Annotated in this window: 23 protein-coding genes; 9 read left to right on the top strand and 14 right to left on the bottom strand. The window is 36.6% G+C overall.

Annotated features, from left to right (window positions below; translation table 11 throughout):
- Nucleotides 1–12 precede the first annotated feature (12 nt).
- From FW778_RS21205 to pdxR, 4 genes are all read right to left on the bottom strand, one after another.
- A complete protein-coding gene (locus FW778_RS21205; RefSeq protein ID WP_150416898.1) occupies nt 13–1,728 on the bottom strand; it encodes a hypothetical protein in 1,716 nt (571 codons plus the stop codon).
- 178 nt (nt 1,729–1,906) lie between these two features.
- A complete protein-coding gene (locus FW778_RS21200; protein WP_150416897.1) occupies nt 1,907–3,136 on the bottom strand; it encodes a PQQ-dependent sugar dehydrogenase in 1,230 nt (409 codons plus the stop codon).
- Nucleotides 3,137–3,258: 122 nt separating this feature from the next.
- The gene (locus FW778_RS21195) at nt 3,259–3,519 is read right to left on the bottom strand and encodes a hypothetical protein (protein ID WP_150416896.1); all 261 of its coding nucleotides are present in this window, start codon (nt 3,517–3,519) and stop codon (nt 3,259–3,261) included.
- A 347-nt stretch (nt 3,520–3,866) separates the two neighbouring features.
- A complete protein-coding gene (pdxR, locus tag FW778_RS21190) occupies nt 3,867–5,375 on the bottom strand; it encodes a MocR-like pyridoxine biosynthesis transcription factor PdxR (RefSeq protein ID WP_150416895.1) in 1,509 nt (502 codons plus the stop codon).
- A 139-nt stretch (nt 5,376–5,514) separates the two neighbouring features.
- Here pdxR and FW778_RS21185 point away from each other — a divergent pair, with 139 nt between their 5' ends.
- Entirely contained in the window at nt 5,515–5,712 is a 198-nt protein-coding gene (locus FW778_RS21185) for a hypothetical protein (RefSeq protein WP_150416894.1), read from the top strand.
- 97 nt (nt 5,713–5,809) lie between these two features.
- Nucleotides 5,810–6,415 carry a 3-keto-disaccharide hydrolase gene (locus tag FW778_RS21180; RefSeq protein WP_150416893.1) on the top strand — a complete coding sequence of 202 codons (606 nt, stop codon included), beginning with the start codon at nt 5,810–5,812 and terminating at the stop codon, nt 6,413–6,415.
- 184 nt (nt 6,416–6,599) lie between these two features.
- On the opposite strand, the gene FW778_RS21175 is transcribed toward FW778_RS21180, so the two are convergent.
- The gene (locus FW778_RS21175) at nt 6,600–9,035 is read right to left on the bottom strand and encodes an ABC transporter permease (protein WP_150416892.1); all 2,436 of its coding nucleotides are present in this window, start codon (nt 9,033–9,035) and stop codon (nt 6,600–6,602) included.
- 11 nt (nt 9,036–9,046) lie between these two features.
- A complete protein-coding gene (locus FW778_RS21170; protein ID WP_150416891.1) occupies nt 9,047–11,404 on the bottom strand; it encodes an ABC transporter permease in 2,358 nt (785 codons plus the stop codon).
- Nucleotides 11,405–11,708: 304 nt separating this feature from the next.
- Between FW778_RS21170 and FW778_RS23320 the strand changes: the two genes are divergently transcribed.
- From FW778_RS23320 to FW778_RS21155, 4 genes are all read left to right on the top strand, one after another.
- A complete protein-coding gene (locus FW778_RS23320; protein ID WP_202552417.1) occupies nt 11,709–11,924 on the top strand; it encodes a sigma factor in 216 nt (71 codons plus the stop codon).
- Between the two features lie 4 nt (nt 11,925–11,928).
- Entirely contained in the window at nt 11,929–12,537 is a 609-nt protein-coding gene (locus tag FW778_RS23315) for a sigma factor-like helix-turn-helix DNA-binding protein (RefSeq protein ID WP_235906521.1), read from the top strand.
- 72 nt (nt 12,538–12,609) lie between these two features.
- On the top strand, nt 12,610–13,080 hold the full coding sequence (locus tag FW778_RS21160; protein WP_150416890.1) for a carboxymuconolactone decarboxylase family protein: 471 nt from the start codon (nt 12,610–12,612) through the stop codon (nt 13,078–13,080).
- 701 nt (nt 13,081–13,781) lie between these two features.
- A complete protein-coding gene (locus FW778_RS21155) occupies nt 13,782–14,171 on the top strand; it encodes a response regulator transcription factor (protein WP_150416889.1) in 390 nt (129 codons plus the stop codon).
- A 5-nt stretch (nt 14,172–14,176) separates the two neighbouring features.
- Here the strand turns inward: FW778_RS21155 and FW778_RS21150 are convergent, their stop codons facing one another.
- Nucleotides 14,177–14,653, bottom strand: a complete 477-nt coding sequence (locus tag FW778_RS21150; protein ID WP_150416888.1) for a PAS domain-containing protein — start codon at nt 14,651–14,653, stop codon at nt 14,177–14,179.
- A 187-nt stretch (nt 14,654–14,840) separates the two neighbouring features.
- On the opposite strand from FW778_RS21150, the gene FW778_RS21145 reads away from it, so the two are divergent.
- Nucleotides 14,841–15,647, top strand: a complete 807-nt coding sequence (locus tag FW778_RS21145) for a M90 family metallopeptidase (protein ID WP_235906520.1) — start codon at nt 14,841–14,843, stop codon at nt 15,645–15,647.
- 57 nt (nt 15,648–15,704) lie between these two features.
- Here FW778_RS21145 and FW778_RS21140 read toward each other — a convergent pair whose 3' ends face one another.
- The 5 genes from FW778_RS21140 to FW778_RS21120 form a co-directional block, all read right to left on the bottom strand.
- Nucleotides 15,705–16,478, bottom strand: a complete 774-nt coding sequence (locus tag FW778_RS21140; protein WP_150416887.1) for a metallophosphoesterase family protein — start codon at nt 16,476–16,478, stop codon at nt 15,705–15,707.
- A gap of 10 nt (nt 16,479–16,488) precedes the next feature.
- Nucleotides 16,489–17,568 (bottom strand): ACR3 family arsenite efflux transporter, encoded by a 1,080-nt coding sequence (gene arsB, locus FW778_RS21135; RefSeq protein ID WP_150416886.1) that lies wholly within the window; start codon nt 17,566–17,568, stop codon nt 16,489–16,491.
- A 23-nt stretch (nt 17,569–17,591) separates the two neighbouring features.
- On the bottom strand, nt 17,592–18,440 hold the full coding sequence (locus tag FW778_RS21130) for an arsenite methyltransferase (protein ID WP_150416885.1): 849 nt from the start codon (nt 18,438–18,440) through the stop codon (nt 17,592–17,594).
- A gap of 61 nt (nt 18,441–18,501) precedes the next feature.
- A complete protein-coding gene (locus FW778_RS21125; protein ID WP_150416884.1) occupies nt 18,502–18,834 on the bottom strand; it encodes an ArsR/SmtB family transcription factor in 333 nt (110 codons plus the stop codon).
- 74 nt (nt 18,835–18,908) lie between these two features.
- Nucleotides 18,909–19,322, bottom strand: coding sequence for an EamA family transporter (locus tag FW778_RS21120; RefSeq protein WP_150416883.1), 414 nt, complete (start codon nt 19,320–19,322; stop codon nt 18,909–18,911).
- A 336-nt stretch (nt 19,323–19,658) separates the two neighbouring features.
- Here FW778_RS21120 and FW778_RS21115 point away from each other — a divergent pair, with 336 nt between their 5' ends.
- Nucleotides 19,659–22,229: a BamA/TamA family outer membrane protein gene (locus FW778_RS21115; protein WP_150416882.1), complete on the top strand. Its 2,571-nt coding sequence runs from the start codon at nt 19,659–19,661 to the stop codon at nt 22,227–22,229.
- On the opposite strand, the gene FW778_RS21110 is transcribed toward FW778_RS21115, so the two are convergent.
- A complete protein-coding gene (locus FW778_RS21110; protein ID WP_150416881.1) occupies nt 22,224–23,312 on the bottom strand; it encodes an App1 family protein in 1,089 nt (362 codons plus the stop codon). The two genes, FW778_RS21115 and FW778_RS21110, sit on opposite strands and share 6 nt — an antisense overlap.
- Before the next feature lie 20 nt (nt 23,313–23,332).
- Between FW778_RS21110 and FW778_RS21105 the strand changes: the two genes are divergently transcribed.
- Nucleotides 23,333–24,220 (top strand): diacylglycerol/lipid kinase family protein, encoded by an 888-nt coding sequence (locus FW778_RS21105; RefSeq protein WP_150416880.1) that lies wholly within the window; start codon nt 23,333–23,335, stop codon nt 24,218–24,220.
- A 40-nt stretch (nt 24,221–24,260) separates the two neighbouring features.
- Here FW778_RS21105 and FW778_RS21100 read toward each other — a convergent pair whose 3' ends face one another.
- Nucleotides 24,261–25,202, bottom strand: a complete 942-nt coding sequence (locus FW778_RS21100; protein ID WP_150416879.1) for an L-histidine N(alpha)-methyltransferase — start codon at nt 25,200–25,202, stop codon at nt 24,261–24,263.
- Between the last annotated feature and the right edge of the window lie 11 nt (nt 25,203–25,213).

Genomic DNA, 25,213 nt, shown 5'->3' with positions numbered 1-25,213 from the left:
GTATCTCTAACATTAAAGCTTACCCGCTGCAAGGTTTAATATTAAAGTATTGTTATGCGGGGTAATTCTAAAAACACCACTATTTAATTTGGAAAAAGCACCTTTTACCGCTTTAACAGGATACTTCATTCCTTCAAATTCACAATCCACCCGGGTGGAGATTATCTTTTTAAAAGGCAGTTTTGCATTATCATCAGTGGTTAAATCAAGAAACCAGGTGACGGATTCTACTCCTTCAAGTTTCATCTTTATTTGCTGCTCATCTATGTCAATAACAAGAGTATCCTTAAGCGATTCCAGTGGCCACGATATACGCAATTTACCTGCAATGGAGTCGGTTATAGCCGGGTTGCCACCTTTCATCAATACTTCTTTTCCATCCACAATATTTTTAAAACGCAAACCGGCAATTTTACCGGGAGCACTCCAGGCATACCCATCTACGAAAGGAAGTGTAAAAAATGAACATTCGTTTGAAGTAGCTTTTTCATTGGTATAAACGGAAGGAAAATTTTCATTAAATAAATGAATATCGCGGAAACGCAAAGTGCCCTTCTCCCATAATAAATTGGCACGGTAAAACCGGCTATCGAACCATACAGTCTTGTTGTCGCTTCCTTTTAAATCTTTTGTAACAGTAACCGAAGTTGCGGGAGTAACTTTATAATGTTCCTTAAACCATTGCCCAGATTGCGCCAGTGTTTCAACTTTTAATTTCTTTTCATCACGTAAACAGGCAATTAAAGCCATTTGCATTTGGAATCCTTTTGCCATTGCTTTCCATGTAAACGAATTTTCCTGCCCTGCCTGCACATAAGCATATTCCATATCACTGCCATTGATGAACTCTTTAAAGTACCAGTTAACCCATGCTGAGTCGCCGCCGGCATCGGGATAAACAGGCTCCAGTGTAATAACTCCCTGCCTGCCTGTTCCAAGCTCATTATCGTACTGTCGTACAGGATCACTTCCGAGCATCCTGAACACAGGTACAGCAACCTGGTTGCGTTCATGCTGGGCGGGCATGTACGAATTTATTTTGCTGGAATAATATGCCTGGTTCCAATAACCGCCCCACAATGTGTAGCCATCAGTGCCGTATTGATCTTTACAATTACAGGAGGCAACAATCTTATACTTTTTATAAAGATAATTTAACGTATGCGCATCAATAAACCATGAACCAACTGACTTAGGGTAGTAGCCGAAAATCTTTTTAAAATCGCTCATATACACATCCACAAGTTTCTCACGTTCAGCAGGGGTATAGCCTGTAGAGAAGCCTATGTTTGCCCGCCAGTCCCACGGATAACGGCCTCTCCATTTTAGCCCGGCTTTCTCAACAAGCGGCTGCGGAATTTCCCACCAGGCACCAATTTCAAAGGAATCACGGGAAAGGCTTTTTAATAATTTTTGATAACGGGGATCAAGTAACGCATCATATTGTAATAAGAAAGTGCCACCCAGTTTATATTTTTTCATGGTGGCTACCTGCTTCACTACCGTTTCATACAAAACCTCTTCCGTAACCGCGCTATCTCTTGGTTCCAGTAAACGAATAAAATTTACAATGTTAACAATTTTGGGATGCAACTTTCCGCTTTTAATATTTCGTATATGCCTTACTGTTACATTAAATGAACAAAGCAATCCTATACCGAGTATAATAAGTACGGAAGAAGATCTGTTATTTAGATTTTTCAATTGTATGTGAAGCTGATAATGCATACTACGCGAATAGTTAAGTAACAATTTCTTTTTGCAGGTAAAAAAATTAGCTGGAAGAGCGATCGTGCTTTTTTTGTAAATATAAATGGTTCTGAAGAAGGATTCTATATAACCTCCTGTTAAGTTCTGACATAAACGCTGTCATTAGTTGGAAATAATGTTTCCGCGATAAATTGCTTTAGATTTTGACGATCTTAAAAACTGCACCCTTTGGTCCTGTTTTAGTATTTAATATGCCCATTACAAACACGTTGTTGGCCGGATCAATATTACATCCACATATTAATAATGGAGCTGCAGGTTTATTAATTATTTTAATGGGCTGCCTCATCCAGTTACCCTGTGTATTTTTCATAAGGGCAAACATGCTGCCATTAAAATCACCAAAAATATATTTATTCTTTAATGAAGGAAATTCATTTCCGTAATAGAAACTTCCACCGATAACACAAATACCGATTTTGTGACTGTAACAGTTAATGGGCGCTGTATAGGCCGATTCATTTATAACGCTACCTTTTACAAAAATGCTGTCACCCTCCATTACAGGCCAGCCATAGTTGGCGCCCTTCTTCACCATATCAATTTCTTCTTCCCTATCCTGTCCTACATCACCGCCAAATAACTCGTTCGTTGTTGAATCAAAATTGTAGTGCCATAATTTGCGAAAGCCATATGCCCATATTTCCGGCCTTGCATTTTTTGTGGCCACAAATGGATTATCTACCGGTATAGTATAGGGCAATTTATTTACATTGATGCGAAGCAATTTGCCATTTAAAGATTTTAAGTCCTGCGCATGATGGATGTAGTTGCTGTCGCCTAACCCGTCATCGCCGATAGAAATATATAAATAACCACCAGGACCAAACATTATTTGTGCTCCATTGTTTTGAATATTTTTTCCTTCCAGTTCCATTACCTTATGCTCAGATGAAAGGTCCGCCAAATCAGGATTTGATTTACTTACCATAAATTCTGAAATAACCAATTTACAGGCGTTCCCATGAACTTTTGTCGGCGCAGTATAGCAAACATAAAATTTGCGGTTTGCCGAAAATTGCGGATGCAATGCAAAGCTGAAGATTTTACCAACCGGCGAGTTTTTATCCTGCTGCCCCACTTTATCATAGATATTAAGAAAAGGCTTTGCAAGTAATGAATCATTTTTAAGCAGCAGGATCTTTCCCTTATTATCGGTAATGAACAAGCGGTGTGTAGTATCGGGAGACGCTTTTACTTCAACCGGAAGTTCAGCGGCATCGGTGACTAATTGCAGCTTTACATCAATTGAATCGTTTGCCGGTTGATTATTTTTATCTGCCAACTCTTTTCCCACTGAAGGATGACATGCTACGAGACAAGTAATAAATAAAAGTATAACGGCACCAACCGATGGTCTTAGCAAAGTAGTAGTTTAAATTTTATTGAAAGTAATTTAATATTTCAATGTTTTGCATTAATCCATTGTCATCTTTATATGACAAATTGAGACGCATCACGGGAAGCCATAAACGCAAACGCTGTAAATTATACCGGCATTGAAATAATAAGCGGATCGATCACTGTGTGCTGGTCTTTCTTTTTCTGCACTTCGGGATCTTTCATCATTTCATTTAGTTTATCCATGTCCGTTACCTCCACTACCAGCACAACCGAGTTAGGGTCATTTGTATCCTGGAATTCCTGTAAACCGGATGTTACAGGACCAAATAAATTCACCCTGTCTTGGTGGCCTTTAAGCCATGTATCGAAATCACCTACTTTGTGACGAATAATTACTGTTGGCATAATTGTATTTTTTAGTATTAGAAATTTCTTTGCTTGGCAATTAATTCAATAAAATCCCGAGATATAAAAATCTGCACCTGATCTATTCTTATCTTACTATGCCGGGAAACCGATCGAATTTGTTCAAAGGAATGAGGTTAAATAATAAAATCATTTACCAATAAACAAAACTGAAAGGGTAGCATCTGATTCAACGGGTGGGAGAGAAAAAATAATCTTACAATTGCATGTAAGATAAAATAATTAATGATATGAATAATAATTGAAATTAATTAAATTGATGCGTTTTGAAAATAAACTAAATTTTAATTCAATCCCCGGTAAATCTGATAACCGTAACTTAATGCTTATGTGGAACTTCCTGTAATCTTCTTTAAAAAAGAAATTAATTTAATACTATAGTCCTTTAAATACTTCTCGTTAAAACTGGTATAGCCCAATATTAACCCTGGTTTCGTTTCAAACTTGTTTGCGTAACGCGACAACGGTGTGCTAATAATATTGTGCGAGTGCAGGAACTCTGAAATTACTTTATCATCCATTCCATCGGGAAGCCATCCAATTAAATGCATACCACTATCCTGCTTTTCTACTCTTATTACTCCTTTGCCATATTTATGAATTTGGCTGCAAAGAAAGTCCTGCCTTTTTTTATAGAGTATCCTCATTTTTCTTAAGTGTGAAGCAAAAAAATCCTGTTTCATAAATTCATGTAATATAGCCTGGTCGGTTATTGAATTTTGCCGGTCAAAAAAGGACTTGGCTTTGGAAAATGTTTTTGCAATTTCTACGGAAGGCAAAACAAGATAGCCAATTCGCAAAGCAGGAAATAAAATCTTACTAAACGTACCCAGGTAAATCACTCTTCCAAAATTATCTAAACCCTGTAACGAGGCAACAGGTTTTTTAAAATAACGAAATTCGCTATCGTAATCATCTTCAATAATCCACATGTCATTTTTATGTGCCCAGTTAAGTAATTGAATTCTTTTGGGAAGAGGTAAAGTTCCTCCCGTAGGAAATTGATTAGAAGGGGTAACGTACACGAGGTTTGCTTTTGGATAATGCTTTATTGCCCAATCTACATTTATTCCATTTTTTGAAAGAGGTATATAACAGGGTAATGCACCTTCCTCCATAAAAGCAGCTTTGGCATTGGCGTAGCCTGGGTCTTCCATCCAGAACAAATCATTTTTTTTAATCAGCATTTTGGCTATCATATTTATTGCCTGCTGCGCCCCGTTCGTAATAACTATTTGTTCGGGCTCGCATTGCAAGGCACGGTTAGTTCTTAAATATGCAGCGATAGACTGGCGAAGCGGGTAAAAGCCCTGTGCATCATCATAACCGAGATGCAAAAATTCAAATTCCCTGAAGATTTTGTTAGCACATTTAACCCATTGTTTAAAAGGAAACTGGTCAAAAGAAGGAATCCCATTTTGAAAAGGTATAACCGAAGATTTTGCACTTTCTGTATTGATGATATTTTCAGAAAGTGGGTGCTTCAAATTTACGAATGACTTTGTTTCACTCACTTTAATGTTAGGTGTTAATACTTTTTGTTTTGGGTAAGTTATAATCTGATCCAGGCTTTTGGAAACATACGATCCTGAGCCCACACCGGAATTGATATACCCTTCCAGTGCAAGTTGCTCGTAAGCCAGCAAAACAATATTGCGTGAGACCTTCAAATCTTCCGCTAACATCCTGGAGGAGGGAAGCCTTTGCCCTTCCCGTATTTGACGATTTAATATAATGTTGCGTAGTCCCTCATATATCTGGCGATACGCCGGTGTTTTATTTTTTCTATTAACTACAAGTCCGGGAATATTAATATGTAATGATGATTTAGGCATAATAATGGTTCTATAATATATATGAATAATGACCTGTAAAATTACCCATTATTATAATAGGTTTGCATTGGGTTTTGAAATATTATTTGCATAATTGCATTCGTGCAGCACAAACCAAAGCCTAATTAAACCTATTGTTATGAAAAAGATATTCCGGTTACGCGTGTTCATTCTTACTTTTTGTTGTTTCACCAGCCTGATCATTAAAAGCGAATCATCAATATGCAAACTAACATGCACGAATACATGTAAAAACCTTTATAAACAATCTTTAATTCTGCTTGAGACTCATGAAGAAGAAGGCTATCCTTATGATGGATTGTTTATTAAGATTTAAAAAGTAAAAATTTACGGAATTAAAGATCCTGATGGCGACTCAACCCTATCTGTGTACAACAAGCGCTCCTTTCCTTATATTCGTAAAAACATTTTCCATGAAATTTATCTTTCTCTACGCATTTATTTGTCTGGGTTTTTGTACAAATGCCCAGCAAAATAAAAAACTTTTTAATGGTAAAGACCTTAACGGGTGGACCATTCATGGCACTGAAAAGTGGTATGTAAAAGACGGGCTGCTAATTTGTGAAAGCGGGCCCGATAAGCAATACGGTTATTTATCTACTGATAAAAATTATAAAAACTTCATTCTTACGTTGGAGTTTAAACAAGATGCGAATGGTAACAGTGGCGTCTTTTTCCGTTCGCAAATACCCGAGGGTGTAAAAATCAGCGGCTGGCAGGCAGAAGTGGCACCACCCGGCATGCACACAGGTGGTATTTATGAATCGTATGGAAGAGGCTGGCTTATTCAGCCTAAAAAAAAAGATGAGAAATATTTGAAAATGGGCATGTGGAATACCTATAAAATAAAAGCCGATGGAGATGAAGTAACCACCTGGCTCAACGGGCACCGCATGTGTTATATAAAAGATGAAAAGATCGGGCAGGGCGAAGGCTTTATCGCTTTACAGATACATGAAGGCGGCGGCATAAAAGTGAGCTGGAAAAACATCCGGATAGAGGAGTTGAAGAAGAAGTGAATCCAAAGATTCGTTCAATACTCAATCCGCAATATTAATAATTGTATAATTCCAAACGCGAATTAAACTTCTGCATGCACCGTTTAAATAAATAGTTTTAGCTTAATGAAACAGTTTATTTATTGCGGTTGCCCATTAGCGTTAGTTATAAGCTTCAGAATCGCAGCAACATTTAATAATTTATTTACTCACTTCGCAAACTCTTCACAGGGTTTGCAACCGCGGCCTTTATTGCCTGGAAGCTAACGGTAAATAATGCAACAATTAGTGCAAGAAAGGTTGACAAAAGAAATACCCACCAATGAATACTAACACGATAAGCAAAATCCTGCAGCCAATGCCTCATTGCATACCATGCAATAGCACACCCTAAAACAGCAGCAATTAGTATTAGTTTTATGAATTCTTTTGCAAGCAATGTAATGATAGAACTTACATTTGCACCCAACACTTTACGAACTCCAATTTCCTTTATACGTTGTGTAATTTCAAATGCAGATAAGCCAAATAACCCCAGGCATGCAATGAAAATGGCTATACAGGCAAAGATGGTAAAGATGGTTCCCTGACGCTGTTCCGCCTCATACAACTTTGAATACCTTTCGTCGAGAAAAGTATATTGGTATGGTATTTCAGGAAGATACTTTTGCCAGGTTTTTTGAACGGATGCCAATGCTGCCGGCATATTATGACCGGAAACTTTTATAGACAACGCATTAAAAAAAGATTGTGTAGGTGTAGTTGGAGGATTTATTAAAACGATCGGAACAATTGCTTGCCGCAAAGATTCAAAATGAAAATCTCCGATAACCCCAATTACATGACCTGTTATACCCGCATATTTAAAATCTTTGCCAACCGCTTCCTGTGGCGACTTCCAGCCTATTGCTTTGATTGCCGCCTCATTCAAAATAAAATTAGACGTATCGGTACCGTAAGCCCTTGAAAAATTTCTTCCCGCGATTACATGAATTCGATAGGTGGGAATAAAATCATAATCGGCTGCTACATACTTTATGTTCGCAGTAACAGGAGTCATTGAATCACCAACCATAGTAGAAGCGCCCATCGCATCTAACAACCTGCCTGTAGGAGTTCGCGATGAACGAGTGACATCTTTGATATCAGGGTTCTGCATCAAATCATTCCTGAATGTTTCATATTGGTTATTGATAGAATTATAATAGGGTAACGTAATGATATGTTCTTTATCGTAACCAAGTGAAGTTTCCTGCATGTAGTGCAACTGCTGAAAAACAATAATGGTTGTTATAATAAGCACAATAGAAATAGCAAACTGTGTAACCACCAAAACTTTCCTGAATGATATGCTGCGTCCGCCTGCTTTAAATAATCCTTTTAATGTTTTTACCGGTTGAAAAGATGACATAAATAATGCAGGATATAATCCTGATATAATGCCTACAATAAATGGTGTAAGAAATAATGGAATTAACACCTGCCACTTCATTAAAATCGAAACAGACAATTGCTGTTCTGAAATTTTATTAAGCCACGGAAGTGTAAAGTATAAAAGCGCAAATGCTATTAATATAGATGCCCATGTTATTAAAACAGATTCGCTGAGGAACTGGAATATCAATTCTTTTGTTCTTGCGCCAATTACTTTTCTTATTCCTATTTCCTTGGCACGCAATGCCGAACGTGCGCTTGATAAGTTCATGTAATTAATGCATGCAATTAATAAAATAAACAGGGCTATTGCGGAGAAAATATAAACCCGGTTAATATCGCCGTTAGGCTCTGCCTCATAATCAGTATGCGAGTATAAATGAATATCAGTTAATTTTTGTAAACCGATTTTCGTGTATTTGGAAGGCAGGTCGCCGTTATAATCTTTATGGTCCATGTGACGGTCAACAAATGCAGGAAATTGTGCCACCAGTTTTTTCGGATCATAATGCTGAGGCAAAACGATAAAAGTAAAAAAAGAATTATTACCCCAGTTGGTTCGCAGGTTTTCAGCTCCATATACCGCAGAATCTTTCAACGTATTGAATGAAACCAATATACCCGGATGCATGTGAGAATTTGTTGGAAATGCCCTATAGACACCCGTAACCTTAACATCGAACTGGTTATTAGCTCTTAAAACTTTGTTCATGGGATCTTCATTGCCAAAATATTTTTTCGCAACATCTTCGCTCATCATTACACTAAAAGGTTCTTTCAATGCAGTTTTTGGATCACCTTCCAAAACTTTGAGCGTAAAAACATCAAACAGGTTTTCATCAGCAAAATAAACATCAGGCTCATTAATAAGTTTCTCTTTATACTTTAATGGCGTTGTTCCATTATTCAACAGCCTCGTCATTTTTTGTATCTCGGGAAAATCTGTTGGAAAATAGTATCCAAACGGTGGTGATATGGTACTCAGGTTCAATGAAACAACCCCATCCTTATTATTAAAACTTCGCGTAACACGATAAATGTTTTCTGCATTTTTATTGTAACGGTCATAGCTTAATTCATTCAATATATAGGTTGTTATCAGCAAACAGCAGGTAAGCCCAACCGTTAGTCCAAACAAATTAATGAACGAGATGAATTTATATTTCACCAGGTTACGCCAGGCAATTTTGAAATAATTTTTTATCATGGTTCAAAATATTATTCTGTTCTTAAACTTTTAATAGGGTTACGCAATGCAGCACTCATTGTATTAATGCTTACCACAATTAATGTCAATGCCATAATAACCAATCCAACTATAGTAAACATCCACACGCTAATGGTGGTGCGATATTCATATTTCTGCAACCAGTTATGCATAAACCACCATGTTAGCGGAACTGCAATTACAAAAGCGATTAAAACAAGTTTTAAAAATTCTTTTGAAATAAGCAATAACAATTGTTGTACCGAGGCTCCTAATACTTTTCTTATCCCGATTTCACGTATTCTCTTTTCAATGGTGAAAGCTGCGAGGCCGGCCAAACCAATGCAACAAATGAAAATAGCTAATGCTGCAAAAATGTTACTAAGCCTACTGATTAATTCTTCCGCCAGGAATTTCTTTCCAAATTCCTTATCAACAAACTGGTATTCGAACGAATAAGCCGGATTATATTTTTTAAAAATTGTTTCAATAGAAGCCAGTGCTTTTTGAGGTTGTACTCCGTTATTTAAACGAATGCTTATGAAGCCGGAGTTCTCAGGGTTATAATAAATCATCATGGGGTCAACCGGCTTGAAAGGTGACTCCATTACTATATTATCTGTTACTCCAATAACCGTATAATCTTTGCGGGAATGCATTTTCATACCTATGGGATTTTTTAAACCCATAGCTTCCACAGCCGCTTTGTTAAGCAACATCGAAGATGAATCAGCCGGTGTTCCTGAAAAATCTTTTCCCTCAATCATTTTGATGCCCATTGTTTTTACAAAATCATTGTCGGTTGTTAACCCTGAAAAAATCATATTCGTGTTAGCTGGTTTACCCTCCCAGTCCGGCGACGGAGACTTCCACCATACTTCAGTAATGGGTGACATCGTTCTTGTTACTGAATTGATCATTCCTGTTTGCAACAGCTCCTGTTTTATTACAGTAAAATTCTTTTGTGTATCGTCTGTGCCGGGAATTGTTATAAGGTTATTTGGATTATAACCCACATCACGGTTCTTAATCAAGTTAATTTGCTGGTAAACTATTATGGTTCCCGAGATTAATAAAATAGAAATTATAAACTGAAGAACAATTAATACGTGTCTTGGTAACACTGCATTTTTTCCTGCAACAAAAGTTCCTTTTAAAACCTTCACAGGGTTAAAAGATGATAAATATAAAGCAGGATAACTACCGGCAACAACGCCGGTAAATAAAATAATTGCCAATGCACCTAACCAAAAAACGGGTTGCGCAATATCTAACGCAAGCTGTTTATCAACTAAAACATTAAATGATGGAAGCAATAAATAAACAGCCAGAATTGAAAAAGCGAATGATATAAAAGTAAGAATTATTGATTCAAAAAAGAATTGTAATACCAATTGTTTTTTGCCTGAGCCTAATGTTTTTCTTATACCAACTTCTTTGGCTCTCTTTTCTGAGCGGGCTGTGGAAAGGTTCATAAAATTTACACAGGCGATAAGTAAAATGATAATCGCGATAATCGTAAACATCCTCACATATTCTATCATGCCGCCTACATTTTTTCCATCTTTAAAATCGCTGTACAGCCTCCATCTACTCATCGGGAAGGCAAAATAGGTGCTTATCTTTTTATCGTTAGGATCATGTTGATATTTTATGGCATTTATTCTTTTCTCTATTGCTGCAATGTTTGCTCCTGGTAAAGTTTGTACATACACCTGCCATGATGAATTCACCCATTCAGTCATGGCATGCTTCACATCTTCATTTGAATAATTAAAAGGAATTATGTAACCAAATTGCATTGTGGTATTACCCGGCATGTCAGCAACTACTGCGGTAACTTTTGCATTATGATTATTATCAATTTTTACGACTTTATTTATCGGGTCCGCATTGCCAAATATGGCCTTAGCAGCAGATTGAGTTAGTACAATAGATGAAGGATCAGCAATAGCTCTTGCAGCATTTCCCTCAATAAATTTTACTGAGAAAACATCAAAAAAATGGGTACTAACGGTATAGCCGGTCTTTTTTAATTTCATTTCTCCATAAGTAATGTTTATGGAAGAAGGATAAGTAGTTACCACTGCATGCTTTATCTGCGGAATATTGTTTTCTATTGCTTCCGCCAAAGGCAAAACCATACTTGGATCAGTAAAGATTTGATTATTAAAATTTCGATTGGCCATTATCTTATAGATCTCATTATAATTTTTTTGAGATTTATTATAAGACAATTCATCTTTAACCCATAGGAAGATTAAAATAGCGCAGGTCATCCCGATCGTAAGCCCTAAAAGATTGGTTAATGAGAAACCTTTATTCCTGAATAAATTTCTCCAGGCAATTTTAAAATAATTTTTGATCATGAATATTTGTTTGAAATAGATAATACCTGCCAATACTTTTCAACCAATGTACCAATGATATATTTTCTTGATAAAGAATAACTTGTTTATAAATGCCATTTTTAAAAGTGTCCATATTCGAACACTTTTGAGGATAAAACGGACAGTTGGGATCTTTGTTGGGCTTGGTAACAGTTTTTGTATATAAGCGGTGATTTGAAAAACTTCCTTCGTCACCAGTGTTTATGTGAAATAAAACTTTGTTCGACTTCCAATGGCGCAACATAATGTCCCCCGTATCTTTGCATCCCTTAGATTATTTTTTATGGAGAACATCCGGAAATTGCTTACTACCTATGCCTATAATATTTTAGGCTCTTATGAAGACGCAAAAGATATAGTGCAGGATGCCTACCTGAAGCTCTCCTCTTTGGATATTGATGCAATAGAAAATAAAAAAGCCTACTTCATTCGTACTGTTATTAACCTTTCTATCAATCTTAAAGAAAAGCAAAAGCGATTGATAAGCCAATCCCGGTGAATGGTTGCCGGAGCCTATCGCAACGGAAAAGGCTGATGCAAACATTACAAGGAAAGAAATTCTTTCTTATTCCTTAATGGTACTCCTTGAAAATCTTAATGCAAAACAACGTGCGGTTTTCATTTTGAAAGAAGCGTTTGATTATGACCATAAAGAGATAGCTAGCGTTCTTGGCATAACTGAAGAAAATTCGCGAAAAATATTTAGCAGGGCCAAAGAAGAATTAAAAGAGCCCAAACTAACCGATAGTGCTTCGATCTCCAATGACTATCTTGAAAAATATATAGAAGTTATTTATAAAGCAGATACCAGGCAACTGGAAAATTTATTGCAAAAAGACATTGTTCTCATTTCTGATGGCGGAGGCAAAGTTTCAGCAGCCCTCAACCCCGTTTCCGGCAGGGCTCAGGTTGTGAAATTTATATTGGGGATAAATAAGAAGTTTTATAGCAAAAACGAAATAGTCATCAAAAAAAGTAATATAAATCATCAACCCGCTCTGTTATATTACCACGATAATACGTTAGTTAATTGCCAGGTTTTTAATTTCGAAAACGGACATATAAGCCGTATTTATTTTATCCGCAACCCGGACAAATTGCAATCTCTTTAAAAAAAATTTTGAAACTTGTCACGTTTTCTTTCTCTTACCTGTTTTTATAAAGAATCAAAAAATTTAAAGATTATGGAAAGGATTTCTTACAGCGATGCGCCCACAGGTATGGCGCAGGTTATGACAAACGTTGAGCAGTTTATAAATAAAAGCGGCCTCGACAAAAAGCTTCTTGAATTATTGCGCTTCCGGGTATCGCAAATTAATAGCTGTGCCTATTGCCTGCATATGCATTTTAAAGAAGCCCTGCATGCCGGTGAAGATGAAAAAAGGCTTTACTCTTTATCTGCATGGAGAGAAACGCCTTATTATTCTCCAAAAGAGAAAGCAGTATTTGCCTTTGCCGAAACATTAACCAAACTGCCGCCTGACGAAGAAAGCGACGGTATTCATGATGAGCTCAATAAGTATTTCTCCAGGCAGGAAATCGCGTACCTCACTTTGGCTATAGCACAAATAAATTCCTGGAACAGGCTTACAAGATCATTTGGTACAGTACCCGGAAATTATAAAGTAAGGGAATCTGAACTGGTTAACGGGTAACAATATTTATCTATTTATACAATAAAACGAAGGTTTATCCTAAGCAAATCAATTACTGACCTCTGTATAAATTTGCCGGTTTATCATTAATCAATTGTAATTTTCAAAGGCTATCGCTAACGGAGAAGCGATGGCCTTATTTATTAATGACGTATAATTTCATTTTCCTGCTTCGTAATTATACGACTAATTCAGTAAATTCAGTATACCAAAGATTGAGTAATGCTGCCCTTGCGCATTGGCCGAGGCCCAATTATCTTTGTTCCAGAAGTTGATTGATGTTAAAACAAACATTAATCAAAATATCCAAATCCGTTGAAAGAATCAGCATCCAATTATCCAATAGAAAATCAATAATCCGATGTCAGTCAACTTCTACTTTTATCCAATACCTGAGGATAGCTAAACCAACGAAATCCATCCATCCGATAATCCTTTTGTAATAACCTACCCTGGAATTAAAATTTTTAAGCCTGCAGCAATGCGGGCTTTTTATTTACAACCAATCATTTTCTCCCGCTGATTAAAAGACTTATAAGAGAAATAACTTTACACGGCCACTTAATTAATTTTTTCACATAAGTTACTCCGGGATTTATTCCTTATTATAGCTGAAATACTTAATTTATCCATTTACCTTAAAATAAGAATTATAATTAAAAATTTATATATTTACGTACCTAAGACACCCAAAACTGCATATGAATAAACTGCTGGTGGTAGATGATTCTACGGATTTATTAGAGGCAATGGAGATCATCCTTTCACAAAAGGGATACCTGGTAAAAACATTGCAGGACTGCAATTCCATTTTTAATGAAATACGTGACTTTAATCCAGACCTTTTAATTCTAGATATTTTTCTTGCCGGTAAAGACGGACGGGAAATGTGTAAAGAACTCAGAAAATCAATTGTGAATAAATATTTATGCATCATCATATTTTCGGCCTCACCGAAAGCTCTTGAAAATTATGCTTCATTTGGCGCAGATGATTCTTTAGAAAAACCTTTTGGTATAAATAATTTAGTAGACAAGATAGAATTGGTATTAAACAATTGTAAAGAAAAACCTGGAACCGTTAGCAACTAACATTTTTAATCAAATAACGATCTTGAATAATTTTTACTGATATCAATAATAGTATTTAGGCTTCGCCTCTCACCGGTATCATCAACATAAATAAGCGAGGTAATTTCACAGGCAAAGTGTTCGCCGCTTTTTCTTATCGCTGTTATTTGTGCCTTTGCCCTTCCATAAGACTTGCGTTGAAATAAATAATCTTTATAATTCTTTTCTGTAGTGTCAAAAAGGTCTTTAGTTGTAAGCCTTGTCATCTCATCTGTGGTATATCCAAAAACTCTGCAAACCGTTTCATTAGCCTCAAGCGTTTTTCCCTCACCGTTACCTATAAAATTCGCATAAAATGAATTTTCGAGTACGGCATGAAATATTTCTGAGGTAGAAGGGAAATTTACCAGCTCCGGGTTACCCTGGAAACCTTGCCGATAGTTTGTTTCATCATTACCGCTGTAAAAGTGGTTACTGTGTTGAAAATTGGAATGAGCATTCATAACCTATGTTTTAAAAATTATAGTTAATTATCGCAACAATTTAATGATGAACATCAGCTATTCTATTTCGGACTAAAATAAAGATCAACAACAATCATGCTATAAGTAATAAATTATTAAATATTTTAATAAAGCTATAAGAGGATATAACGTGATATTTGTATAAATATCAAACACAATTTTTTGAATGAGTATGGGCGCATGGATTGTTTTAATATTAATAGTTGTTACTGCGTTTATTGTGCTTTTTTATAAACGCCCGGTAAAGAAAGTTGATTTACCTATAGGCTACAAAAAGCTGTTACAAACCCATGTTGCATTTTATCGTTCTCTGAACGATGAAGAAAAAATAAGATTTGAAGAAAAGTTAAAAGAATTTCTCGGTTATATACTCATTACAGGAGTTGATACTACTGTTACAGACATTGACCGTTTGTTAGTAGCTGCAAGTGCTGTAATTCCGATTTTTGGGTTCCCTGCATGGAAGTATTATAATTTACGCGAAGTATTATTATATCCTCAATCGTTTAATAAAGAAGAATTTTTAGCCAAAACTAATGAACGAAATACTTTGGGAATGGTGGGGAACGGTCCTATGCAACGTGTTATGATTTTATCGAAACCTGCGCTGCATGCCGGCTTTGCAAATGAGCCGGGAAGAGAAAATACCGGGATACACGAATTCGTTCATTTGCTTGATAAAGAAGATGGCGATGTAGATGGTTTACCAGGAGCACTGCTAAAAAGGCAATACACCATTCCCTGGCTTGAATTAATGAATAAAAATATCAGCGCTATAATCGAAGGTAATTCCGATATTAATGTTTATGGAGCAACCAATAAAGCTGAATTTTTTGCAGTAGCTTCCGAATATTTTTTTGAAAGGCCGGACCTCTTTAAAGAAAAGCATGCCGACTTGTATAATATGATGGTGCAAATTTTCAATCAAAGTCCTCCTACTGCTATATTCACTGAACCACGTGATTTAACTTAATAAAAAGATGATTTAAAATGCGCCATATCAAGACCTGGCTAGTCTTTAATGTTAGGCTCAGAAGCCTCTTCTTAACATGTCAGCATATTCGTTGGGCAGCGGGCTGTCTTCTACTGCTTTTGCTGCTTTCTCTATATCATAATCAAATCTTATAAACTCAACCTGAACGGAATCCTTATTGGTGATTGAACTATCTGCGGTTATTGTAAGCATTCCATAACAACCTTTAGGATTGTTATCTTTTGGTTTGCCTACGGAACCGATATTAATAGCATGGCGGTAATGGGGATTATCTGTTTCTTCTTTTGGTAGTATTCTGTGATAAGGTTTATGAGTATGCCCGAAACACATAATGTCTGCATCTGCACCTTCCATTATTCTCAACATGCTTTTTTCATCCCTGTCTTCAAATAAGTATTCATTTATCTTTCTTGGACTACCATGTACTAACAACAAATTGAGCTTGTCATTATTTAACTGAAACTCTACTTTGATATGTGCCGGTAAGGTTCTTAGATATTTTCTTTCATCTGGTTTCACAATGGAATTGGTAAAGCCAATGGAGATCTTACCCAGGTCTTTTTCATGTTCTTCTTTATAGGCACAACCGCAATCATCACTCATTAAGCCAATGCCCTGGTCGTAATTGCCGGCTATAGTTGGGATGCCTCTTTTTCTTATTTCGTTTATCACTTCGTTCGGCCAGATGTTATAACCTACCAAATCCCCCAGGCAGTAAATGGCATCTGGCTTTTGTTCGTCTATGCTTTTTAAACATGCTTCCAGTGCAGGAAGGTTGGCATGTATATCACTGAACAATGCAATTCTCATAAGATAAATATTAAATGTTTTGTAATTGCTTTGTGTAGTATTTTTTTCTGAACCAAAATGCCACATTAACTAAGGATATTAATGCGGGCACTTCAACCAAAGGGCCAATAACACCAGCAAAAGCCTGGCCGCTGTTGATTCCAAATACTCCGATAGCAACTGCTATAGCCAATTCAAAATTGTTGCCTGCTGCTGTAAAGGCAATAGAGGTATTGGTTGAATAATCTGCTCCCATTTTCCTACCGATAAAAAAGCTCACCAAAAACATGATGACAAAGTAGATGACTAGCGGTACGGCTATTCGAACTACGTCGAAGGGAATCTGTACAATCAATTCACCCTTAAGGCTGAACATTACAATTATAGTAAATAATAAAGCTATTAAAGTAATTGGGGAGATAAGAGGAACGAATTTATTTTGATACCAGTCATCACCTTTTGCTTTTCTTAATGCAATCCTGGTGATAATACCAGCGGCAAAAGGGATACCCAAATAGATAGCAACGCTTTTTGCAATTTGACCTATGGTGATATCAACGACGGACCCATGAATGCCGAATAACGGGGGAAGCAGGGTAACAAACCCATAAGCATAGACGCTGTACAGCAATACCTGGAAAATACTGTTCAATGCAACCAGACCCGCCGCATATTCCCTGCTGCCTTCTGCCAGTTCGTTCCAGACAATTACCATGGCAATACACCGGGCTAAGCCAATCAAAATTAATCCAACCATATATTCCGGATAACCATGTAAGAACACAATAGCAAGGAAAAACATTAATATCGGGCCTATCACCCAATTAAGCAATAAAGAAACGCCTAATATTCTTGTGTTTTTAAATACTTCTTTAAGCTTATCGTATTTCACTTTTGCAAATGGCGGATACATCATCAATATTAAACCTACAGCTAACGGAATGTTGGTGGTACCGGAAGAAAATGAATTGATGAAGTTGGATGAAGATGGAAATAAGTAACCAATGGCTACGCCTATCCCCATCGCTAAAAATATCCATAGAGTCAAGTACCTGTCTAAAAAACTTAATTTTTTTCTTTGGTTCGCCGGGGCGCAGTCGTTTGCTGACATAATTCTGTTTAAGTAGATATTAATTAATTGCAACAATCAGGACCACAACAAGCTGCTTTTTCTGCAGTTGGCTTTTCAGCATATACCGTTATACTGCGAATACCCGTTCCTGATAGTTTAAAAGATTCACTTTGTTCTTTTGATAAATAATTGCCTAAGATATCGTCCGGGATAATGATCGGTTTATCTTTTTGAAGGGCAATATTCTTAAAACCGTTAGTCTCTATCAATTCCAAATACACTTGTTTTTGAATGGCTCCCGCTACGCAGCCCGCATACATTTCTGCAGCTTCTTTAATTTGTTTGGGTAATTCACCTTCTAATACAATATCTGAAATGGAAAAGTGGCCGCCTGGCTTTAGCACCCTGTATATTTCTTTTATTACACCGTCTTTGTTGGGAACAAGATTTAGTACACAGTTACTGACAATAACATCTGCAGTATTTGCCGTAACGGGCATCTTTTCTATGTCGCCTTGTCTGAACTCAACATTATTGAAACCTCTTACTTCATTATTTTGTCTTGCTCTTTCAATCATGGCCGGCGTAAAGTCTATTCCTATTACTTTACCTGTTTCACCAGTTTCATGCCTTGCTATGAAAGCATCATTACCTGCACCGCTCCCTAAGTCAATCACCACATCCCCTTTTTTAATTTTTGCAAATTGAGTTGGTAGTCCGCAGCCTAAACCCAAATCAGCATCAGGATTATATCCATCAAGTTCATTATAATCTTCTGACATAATATTATAAACTTCGGTGCTGCAACACCCTGAGCCGCAACAGGAAGATTCATTGGTTTCTTTATCCTGTAAAGCTATTTCTGAATATTTCTGTTTTACAAGTTCTTTTAAATCGCTTTCTGTTTCCATTTTATTTCTTTTTAAATTTTATAGATAATCGTTATATACCGATAGGATTTGTTAAAAAAAATCAGCAGCAACTGCCTACCTTATCTTTATAAGAGTCAAAAAGCTGGTTGATGCTTGCCTGTGCGTTTTTCCACTCCTTTTCATCAATGCAATAACAAACTGATGCACCTTCTATATCTCCCTTGATTAACCCTGCTTCTTTTAATTCCTTTAAATGTTGCGAAACCGTACTCTGCGAAAGCGGTAATTCATCAACTATATCGCCACAAACGCATGCTTGCTTTTTCGCAAGTAATTTCAAAATTGAAATTCTTGCAGGATGGCCCAGTGCCTTCGCATACTTAGCAAGTTTATTTTCTTTTACAGTAAATATATGTGACTTAGTTATTCCCATAATCTAATCGCAATATTACGATTACCATTTGGAATAAAAAAATTATTTTCAGAAATCTGGGATAAAATTTAATGCTATAAAATAAGGACGAAAGTACCAGCGATTATGAGTAAAGCGCCAATGGCTATCTTGGGAGTTATCGCCTCTCCCAGGAAAATCGCAGATAAAATAATTGCTAAGGCTACACTCAATTTATCTACAGGTGCCACCTGTGAAACTTCCCCAAGTTGCAGAGCCTTAAAATAAAAGATCCAGGAAAGGCCGGTAGCAATTCCCGATAAACAAAGAAAAATAATATTTTGTTTTGTAAGAGAATGGATGGATGTTATTCCGCCTCTGAAAAATGCTATGCCCCAGGCAATAATTAATATTACAACGGTGCGTATAGCGGTAGCAAGATCTGTATTAACACCCTTAATTCCAACCTTGGCAAAGATAGCTGTAAGTGCCGCAAAGAAAGCAGAGAGCAAAGCATATATCCACCACATAGTTTTATTTTTAGCTTAGAGATGTTCAAATTTCAGTATAAAAAATTACAAGTGTTAATATAATATTTTTATAGAATTTTACATGAAAGGAATAAACGATATTCATCCTTATATCTGATTTGAATTTATACAACGTAAGCGGTAAAACAAACATTTTTTTGACAGATATGAACACGGAATTTTGCAAAGTATAAGAATTCAGATTTCGGTAGTTTACAACTGCATGCCACCAGAAAATAATCCCAGCCTTTAGAAAGCGGTAAAAAAAATTGAGAATTTTAAGAATGAAAACTCCTTGGCAGGATTTTTAGTATATCCATATATTAAATGAACCATTTGTTTAAAACAGCTTTACTTTTCGCAACAGGGCTTCTGTTGGCCACTGTGGCATTAGCACAACAACATGATGCAAACCATACAGCACGGTACTATAAGACTATAAGTGCCGGCCCACAGTATAAGCGGTCAGGGTGGCACCAGTTTTTCTGGGGGAAAAATTACCGCAAAGAATGGAGCACACCTCTTCACCTGCCATTTTTTTTATTAGATAGTACTGAAGGCGGCCTTCGCGAGGACAAGTTAGGGGGCGGTCATCAAACTACGTCCTTGCATTTAGAAGCCGGGAATGGGCAAAAATATACCCTACGTTCGGTTGACAAAAGACTCGGTAAAGTTTTACCTGGAAATTTTAAAGGCACATTTATAGAGAGTCTTGCAAATGACGAAGTTTCGATGTCTGATCCATATGGTGCAGCTGCAGTTCCTTTAATGGCACAAAACGCAGGGATTTATCATACCAATCCCCGGTTTGTTTATTTACCACGGCAGGATGCACTGGATAGTTTAAATAATAAACTCGCTGGTAAGGTTTATCTCTTTGAGCAAAAACTTAGCGGTGACTGGAGCAATGCCGACAATCTTGGAAACTTCGATAAATTTTATGACACGCAGGAGGTAATGAAAAAGCTGATGGATGATACGGAAGACAGGGCAGACCAAAAATCTTTTTTGAAAGCACGATTGTTTGATATGTTCCTTGGCGATTGGGACAGGCATGAAGACCAATGGAAGTGGGGTGAAAGAAAAGAAGGCGACAGGAAAACTTTTGTTCCCGTTCCGCAAGATAGAGACCAGGTATTTTCCAAGCACAACGGAGTATTGCTTAACCTGGCAATGTCCGCTGCCGGCATTCATTATATGCAGAGCTTTTCCGGCAAAATAAAAAATGTAAATACCCTCAATTATGAAGAACGTGGACTTGACAGGTTCTTTCTTAATGAACTGAGCAAAATTCAATGGGACTCAATTGCAAAAAGTCTTCAGCAGTCACTAACGGATGGCGTAATCGAAAATGCAGTTCAGCAATTGCCGCCGGAAATCTTTGCTATATCTGGAAAAACGATAATTTCAAATTTAGAATCAAGAAGAAATCATTTGTTGGAATATGCTGAACAATATTATTTATTTCTTTCAAAAGAGGTAGAAATTATTGGCACGAAAGGCACAGATTATTTTAATATAAACCGGTTAAACGATAATGAAACTTCTGTAAACGTTATTAACATTAAGAAAGACGGACAGAAAGAAGACACTCCTTATTATTCAAGAATTTTTTTCACCAATGAAACAAAAGAAATCCGGATTTTCGGCATATCAGGAAAAGATGTATACTCTACGAGGGGTAAAGTAAATGATGGGATTAGAATAAGAATTATTGGCGGGGATGATAAAGATTCAATGACGATCAATTCAATGGCAGGGCACAGCACTAAAACATTTATTTATGATGATAAAAATAATTTTATCCAATCCGAAGCCAGGGTAAAACAAAAAATGTATAGCGACAGTGGTGTTCATAAATATCAATACATGGACTATGTGTACGATAAAAGAGGATTATCTCCAATATTTTTTTATAGTGATGCGGACCGCTTTTATCTTGGGCTTGGATATAAATGGGAACATCATGCGTGGAGAAAGTGGCCTTATGTTTTTAAGCAAACTATTGGCGCAAATTATTCCCTTTCTCAACGGGCTTTAAGTTTTACTTACCTCGGCATATTTCCAAATACAATTGGAAAATGGAGTCTAAACTTGCTTGCAAATTACGACGCAATACAATGGACTAACTTCTTTGGGTTTGGAAATGAGACGGTACTTACCACAACCAATATTGATTACAACAGAATGCGCTCCCGTGAATTTTTGGCTGGCGTCGGGTTAAACAAAAAGATAAAAAATAATTATTTCGAGCTCGACGGTTTTTACCAAACTATTAAAATAGTTAATGATGATGAGAGATATGTCGCACTTAAAATTCAACCACAAAACCCGGCCGTTTTTGACCAGAAATCATTTGCAGGAGCCCAGGCAATTTATGCGTTTAAAAAATTAAACGATCCTGTTTCTCCAACAGCGGGAATCACTATTACCGCTAACGGATCATACTATCAGAATACACAAAAAAGCAGTCAATCTTTTTGGAAATATGGTGGCCGTCTGCAATTGTACATTCCGTTGTTCTACAAATTTTCTATTGCTACCTCAGGCGGACTCGAAACTGTGGATGGCAACCCCGAATTTTATCAATATCCATCCATTGGTGGCGGGCAGGATTTACGAGGATTTCTCCGGCAACGGTTTTATGGCAAAACCGCTTTTTATAACAGTAACGAACTCCGGTTTATCAGTAACATAAAAAATTATTTTTATAGTGGCAAAGCCGGTTTGCTGGCATTCGTTGATGATGGCAGGGTATGGATGCCCGGCGAAACTTCCAACACGTTACATGTAGGATATGGTGGAGGGATTTTCCTGGCGCCGTTTGATAAAGTCGCCGCAGATATTACTTATGGATTTTCTAAAGAAGACCAGATGTTACAATTCCGGTTTAGCCTTACCTTATAATGTTTGCTGAATATCGATTTTATTTTCACTGATAAGGCCTATACTTACAGAATGGGTAATAGCCTCTTCGCTGTGAATAAAATAACAGCAATGCGTACCCGAAGTAATAATCTTGTCAATAACTTTCTTTACCGGTGAATAGTTATTTTTCTGAACCCGTCTGATATAGATAGCATAAATTCTGCCCGGAAAATGCTCCACCAGTGCAGCATAAATATTCGGGTCTTCCTGTGAATCATCGCCAAACAAAACGAAATTCCTTTTGGGATAGGCTTCAATCAGCCTTACTATTCTAAAAAATTTTGTTGCATGTTTGCTCTGGCCCGTGCGCAGCACTTCGCTAAATCTCTTTAATACGTTTAAAAGATAAACCCCCTTCGGAAGATTGTTTTTATTAATAAACTCTTTTATAAAATAAAAAAGATTCCACTCGCTGCTCGATACATAAAAAAACGGATTGGTTTCATCAATATGTTGCCCGTGAGATGCCAGCAAATAATAATGTTTAACCACACCCTGGAAAGGCTTTCGGCTGCGTGCATTTTTTGTGAGCAATACGTACAATCGCTTGCGAAGCCTCGATGAATAAGATATTAAAAAAGTATCATCAATGTCAGAAACAAAAACATATTTGGAATCAAACGGAACATATACTTCTCCTTCGCCGCAGATTTTTTGAGCCTGGTACTTTGGCTCTCCCAGGCGAACTACAACATTGTGCCAGCCCGGTGATGACGAAACAACCGCATTTATTTCGAATCTAAAAAAACCATCATCCTGCGATTGTGCATGAAAGATTCTGCCCTCCCACTGCATTGAAACCTTTGCATGTTCATAAGGCCTCACCATAAACAAACGTAACATTGAAAAAATATTAACTACCCAATTTTGCCGGTATGTTTTACGCATATACGGGCTTAACTTCAACACATGCCCAAAAACAAATATTTTATCTGAGCTTCCGTAACCGTTATAAACCACAATTACAGGATGGTGGTTAAGCCTGAACAAAAACAATATTTTTTGTTTTATCCTTTTAACCCACGAAAGTTTCTTTTCTTTATACTTCAATTTATAATTCATTAATCAGTCTGAAAGATATTATGGAAAATCCGGCTAATCTCAAAATATTATTCGTTCTCAATCCGGTGTCTGGAGGAAAGAAAAAAATTAATTGGGAAACTGCCATACGGGATTATTTTAAAAATCTTAAGCATACCATAGAAATTTATATTTTAAAAGACAAAGATGATACCGGATCAATTAAGTATTGGATTGAAAAATTACAAATTAACAGGATTGTAGCGGTAGGCGGAGATGGCACCGTTTCTTTATTAGCAAAACAATTATTTGGAACAAATTTAACCATGGGTATTTTGCCTGCGGGTTCTGCAAATGGTATGGCGAAAGAATTGGGCATTCCTGAAGACCCTGCAGAAGCATTGGATATTATTATAAATGGAAAGATAAAATGTTGTGACATAATAAAAATAAACGACGACGATATCAGCCTCCATTTAAGTGACTTTGGAATGAACGCTCAACTGATAAAATATTTTGAGGAAAACCCATTGCGGGGAATGTGGGGCTATGCAAGAATGGTAATTAAAGTACTATGGCGAAAAAAATTATTGAGCGCACACATTGTAACAGATGATAAAGATTTTAGAACGAACGCCTACATGGTGGTAATTGCAAATGCAAGCAAATACGGCACGGGCGCTCTGGTTAACCCTGAAGGCCTTTTAGGCGATGGCCAATTTGAAATTGTAGTGTTCCGGAAGTTTCCCGTTTGGGAATTATTTAAGATGCTCTTAAGCTATAAAAAGTTTAACCCGAAAAAGGTGGAGGTTTTTCAAACAAAAAATGCAACTATAACGTTAAAGAGAAAAACTCATTTCCAGATTGATGGAGAATATAAAGGGAAGATTGATAAAGTAATTGCGAAAATTATTCCCTCTCAGTTAAACCTTTTGGTAAAGAACAGTTAGCAACGTTAAAAAGAATTTACGTAACTCATAATTCATATTTTCAAACGCATTTCCAAATTACATCAGTAAACCATTTATTCTTATCAAAGAAATGAGCTACAGGTTCAAAACCGCTTTGGCTGGCTATTTCATCAGTTTGTTCAATAGAATATTTTTGAGAAATTTCCATGAAGACCGTTTCGTTTTTTAAAAAATTAAACGATGCATGGTTGCCGATAGTCACTTGCTGATCTTTTAAAGAAACCAGGAAACTCCTACAAGCGCCGGTTATAGGATCGTAAGTTGCATAGTGCTCGAAATCTTCTATTACAAAGTTGCCGCCTAATTCCCTGTTAATTCTCCTTAAAAGATTAAGATTAAATTCACGTGTATATCCATTACTATCGTCGTAGGCTAAACGAATTTGCTTTGGATTTTTTTTAAGATCAATTCCAATTAGAACCATATCGCCAATGGAAAGCTGGCTGCGTATTTGCCTGCAAAATTCATTCACCTCTTCCTTTGGAATATTTCCAATATTAGAACCAAGAAATAATACCAGTTTTATTTTATCAGAAATTTTTTTTGCAGAAGTAAGCATCGAAAGATATTCCCCGTTAAGCCCGTGAATATTGAGTTTTGGCAATTGTTCAGGAAGCTTTTTTTGAAGAAGATCAATTATATTATTAGAAATATCAACAGGAAAATAAGTATCAATTGCATTTTTACCGGCCAGTTCTTTTAAAAGATATAATGATTTTACCGCATCACCCGGACCTAATTCAACTACATCAAAACTGTTATGCTGGTCAATAATAATATCAGCAAGTGCGGCAGTTTGTGTAGAGAATATTTCCATCTCACAATTGGTAAGATAATATTCTTCGCATTGCATAATCTTTTGAAATAATTCATCGCCCTTCTTGTCATAAAAATATTTCGATTGTAAATATTTTGGAGATGATTGTAATCCCTTTAAGACATCCTGTAAAAATTGGTTCATCACATTCATTT

This window comes from Ginsengibacter hankyongi (assembly GCF_008710285.1).
Classification (GTDB): Bacteria; Bacteroidota; Bacteroidia; order Chitinophagales; family Chitinophagaceae; genus Ginsengibacter; species Ginsengibacter hankyongi.
This window is presented reverse-complemented; position numbering and strand designations above follow the sequence as displayed.

Coding starts and splice junctions, on each gene's coding strand:
- FW778_RS21105 (WP_150416880.1), top strand. CDS start 23,333: ATGGAAAATCCGGCTAATCTCAAAATATTATTCGTTCTCAATCCGGTG.
- FW778_RS21155 (WP_150416889.1), top strand. CDS start 13,782: ATGAATAAACTGCTGGTGGTAGATGATTCTACGGATTTATTAGAGGCA.
- pdxR (WP_150416895.1), bottom strand. CDS start 5,375: ATGCCTAAATCATCATTACATATTAATATTCCCGGACTTGTAGTTAAT.
- FW778_RS21160 (WP_150416890.1), top strand. CDS start 12,610: ATGGAAAGGATTTCTTACAGCGATGCGCCCACAGGTATGGCGCAGGTT.
- FW778_RS21185 (WP_150416894.1), top strand. CDS start 5,515: ATGAAAAAGATATTCCGGTTACGCGTGTTCATTCTTACTTTTTGTTGT.
- FW778_RS23320 (WP_202552417.1), top strand. CDS start 11,709: ATGGAGAACATCCGGAAATTGCTTACTACCTATGCCTATAATATTTTA.
- FW778_RS21150 (WP_150416888.1), bottom strand. CDS start 14,653: ATGAATGCTCATTCCAATTTTCAACACAGTAACCACTTTTACAGCGGT.
- arsB (WP_150416886.1), bottom strand. CDS start 17,568: ATGTCAGCAAACGACTGCGCCCCGGCGAACCAAAGAAAAAAATTAAGT.
- FW778_RS21145 (WP_235906520.1), top strand. CDS start 14,841: ATGAGTATGGGCGCATGGATTGTTTTAATATTAATAGTTGTTACTGCG.
- FW778_RS21110 (WP_150416881.1), bottom strand. CDS start 23,312: ATGAATTATAAATTGAAGTATAAAGAAAAGAAACTTTCGTGGGTTAAA.
- FW778_RS21120 (WP_150416883.1), bottom strand. CDS start 19,322: ATGTGGTGGATATATGCTTTGCTCTCTGCTTTCTTTGCGGCACTTACA.
- FW778_RS21195 (WP_150416896.1), bottom strand. CDS start 3,519: ATGCCAACAGTAATTATTCGTCACAAAGTAGGTGATTTCGATACATGG.
- FW778_RS21130 (WP_150416885.1), bottom strand. CDS start 18,440: ATGGAAACAGAAAGCGATTTAAAAGAACTTGTAAAACAGAAATATTCA.
- FW778_RS21125 (WP_150416884.1), bottom strand. CDS start 18,834: ATGGGAATAACTAAGTCACATATATTTACTGTAAAAGAAAATAAACTT.
- FW778_RS21205 (WP_150416898.1), bottom strand. CDS start 1,728: ATGCATTATCAGCTTCACATACAATTGAAAAATCTAAATAACAGATCT.
- FW778_RS21175 (WP_150416892.1), bottom strand. CDS start 9,035: ATGATAAAAAATTATTTCAAAATTGCCTGGCGTAACCTGGTGAAATAT.
- FW778_RS21100 (WP_150416879.1), bottom strand. CDS start 25,202: ATGAACCAATTTTTACAGGATGTCTTAAAGGGATTACAATCATCTCCA.
- FW778_RS21140 (WP_150416887.1), bottom strand. CDS start 16,478: ATGAGAATTGCATTGTTCAGTGATATACATGCCAACCTTCCTGCACTG.
- FW778_RS21170 (WP_150416891.1), bottom strand. CDS start 11,404: ATGATCAAAAATTATTTTAAAATTGCCTGGAGAAATTTATTCAGGAAT.
- FW778_RS21180 (WP_150416893.1), top strand. CDS start 5,810: ATGAAATTTATCTTTCTCTACGCATTTATTTGTCTGGGTTTTTGTACA.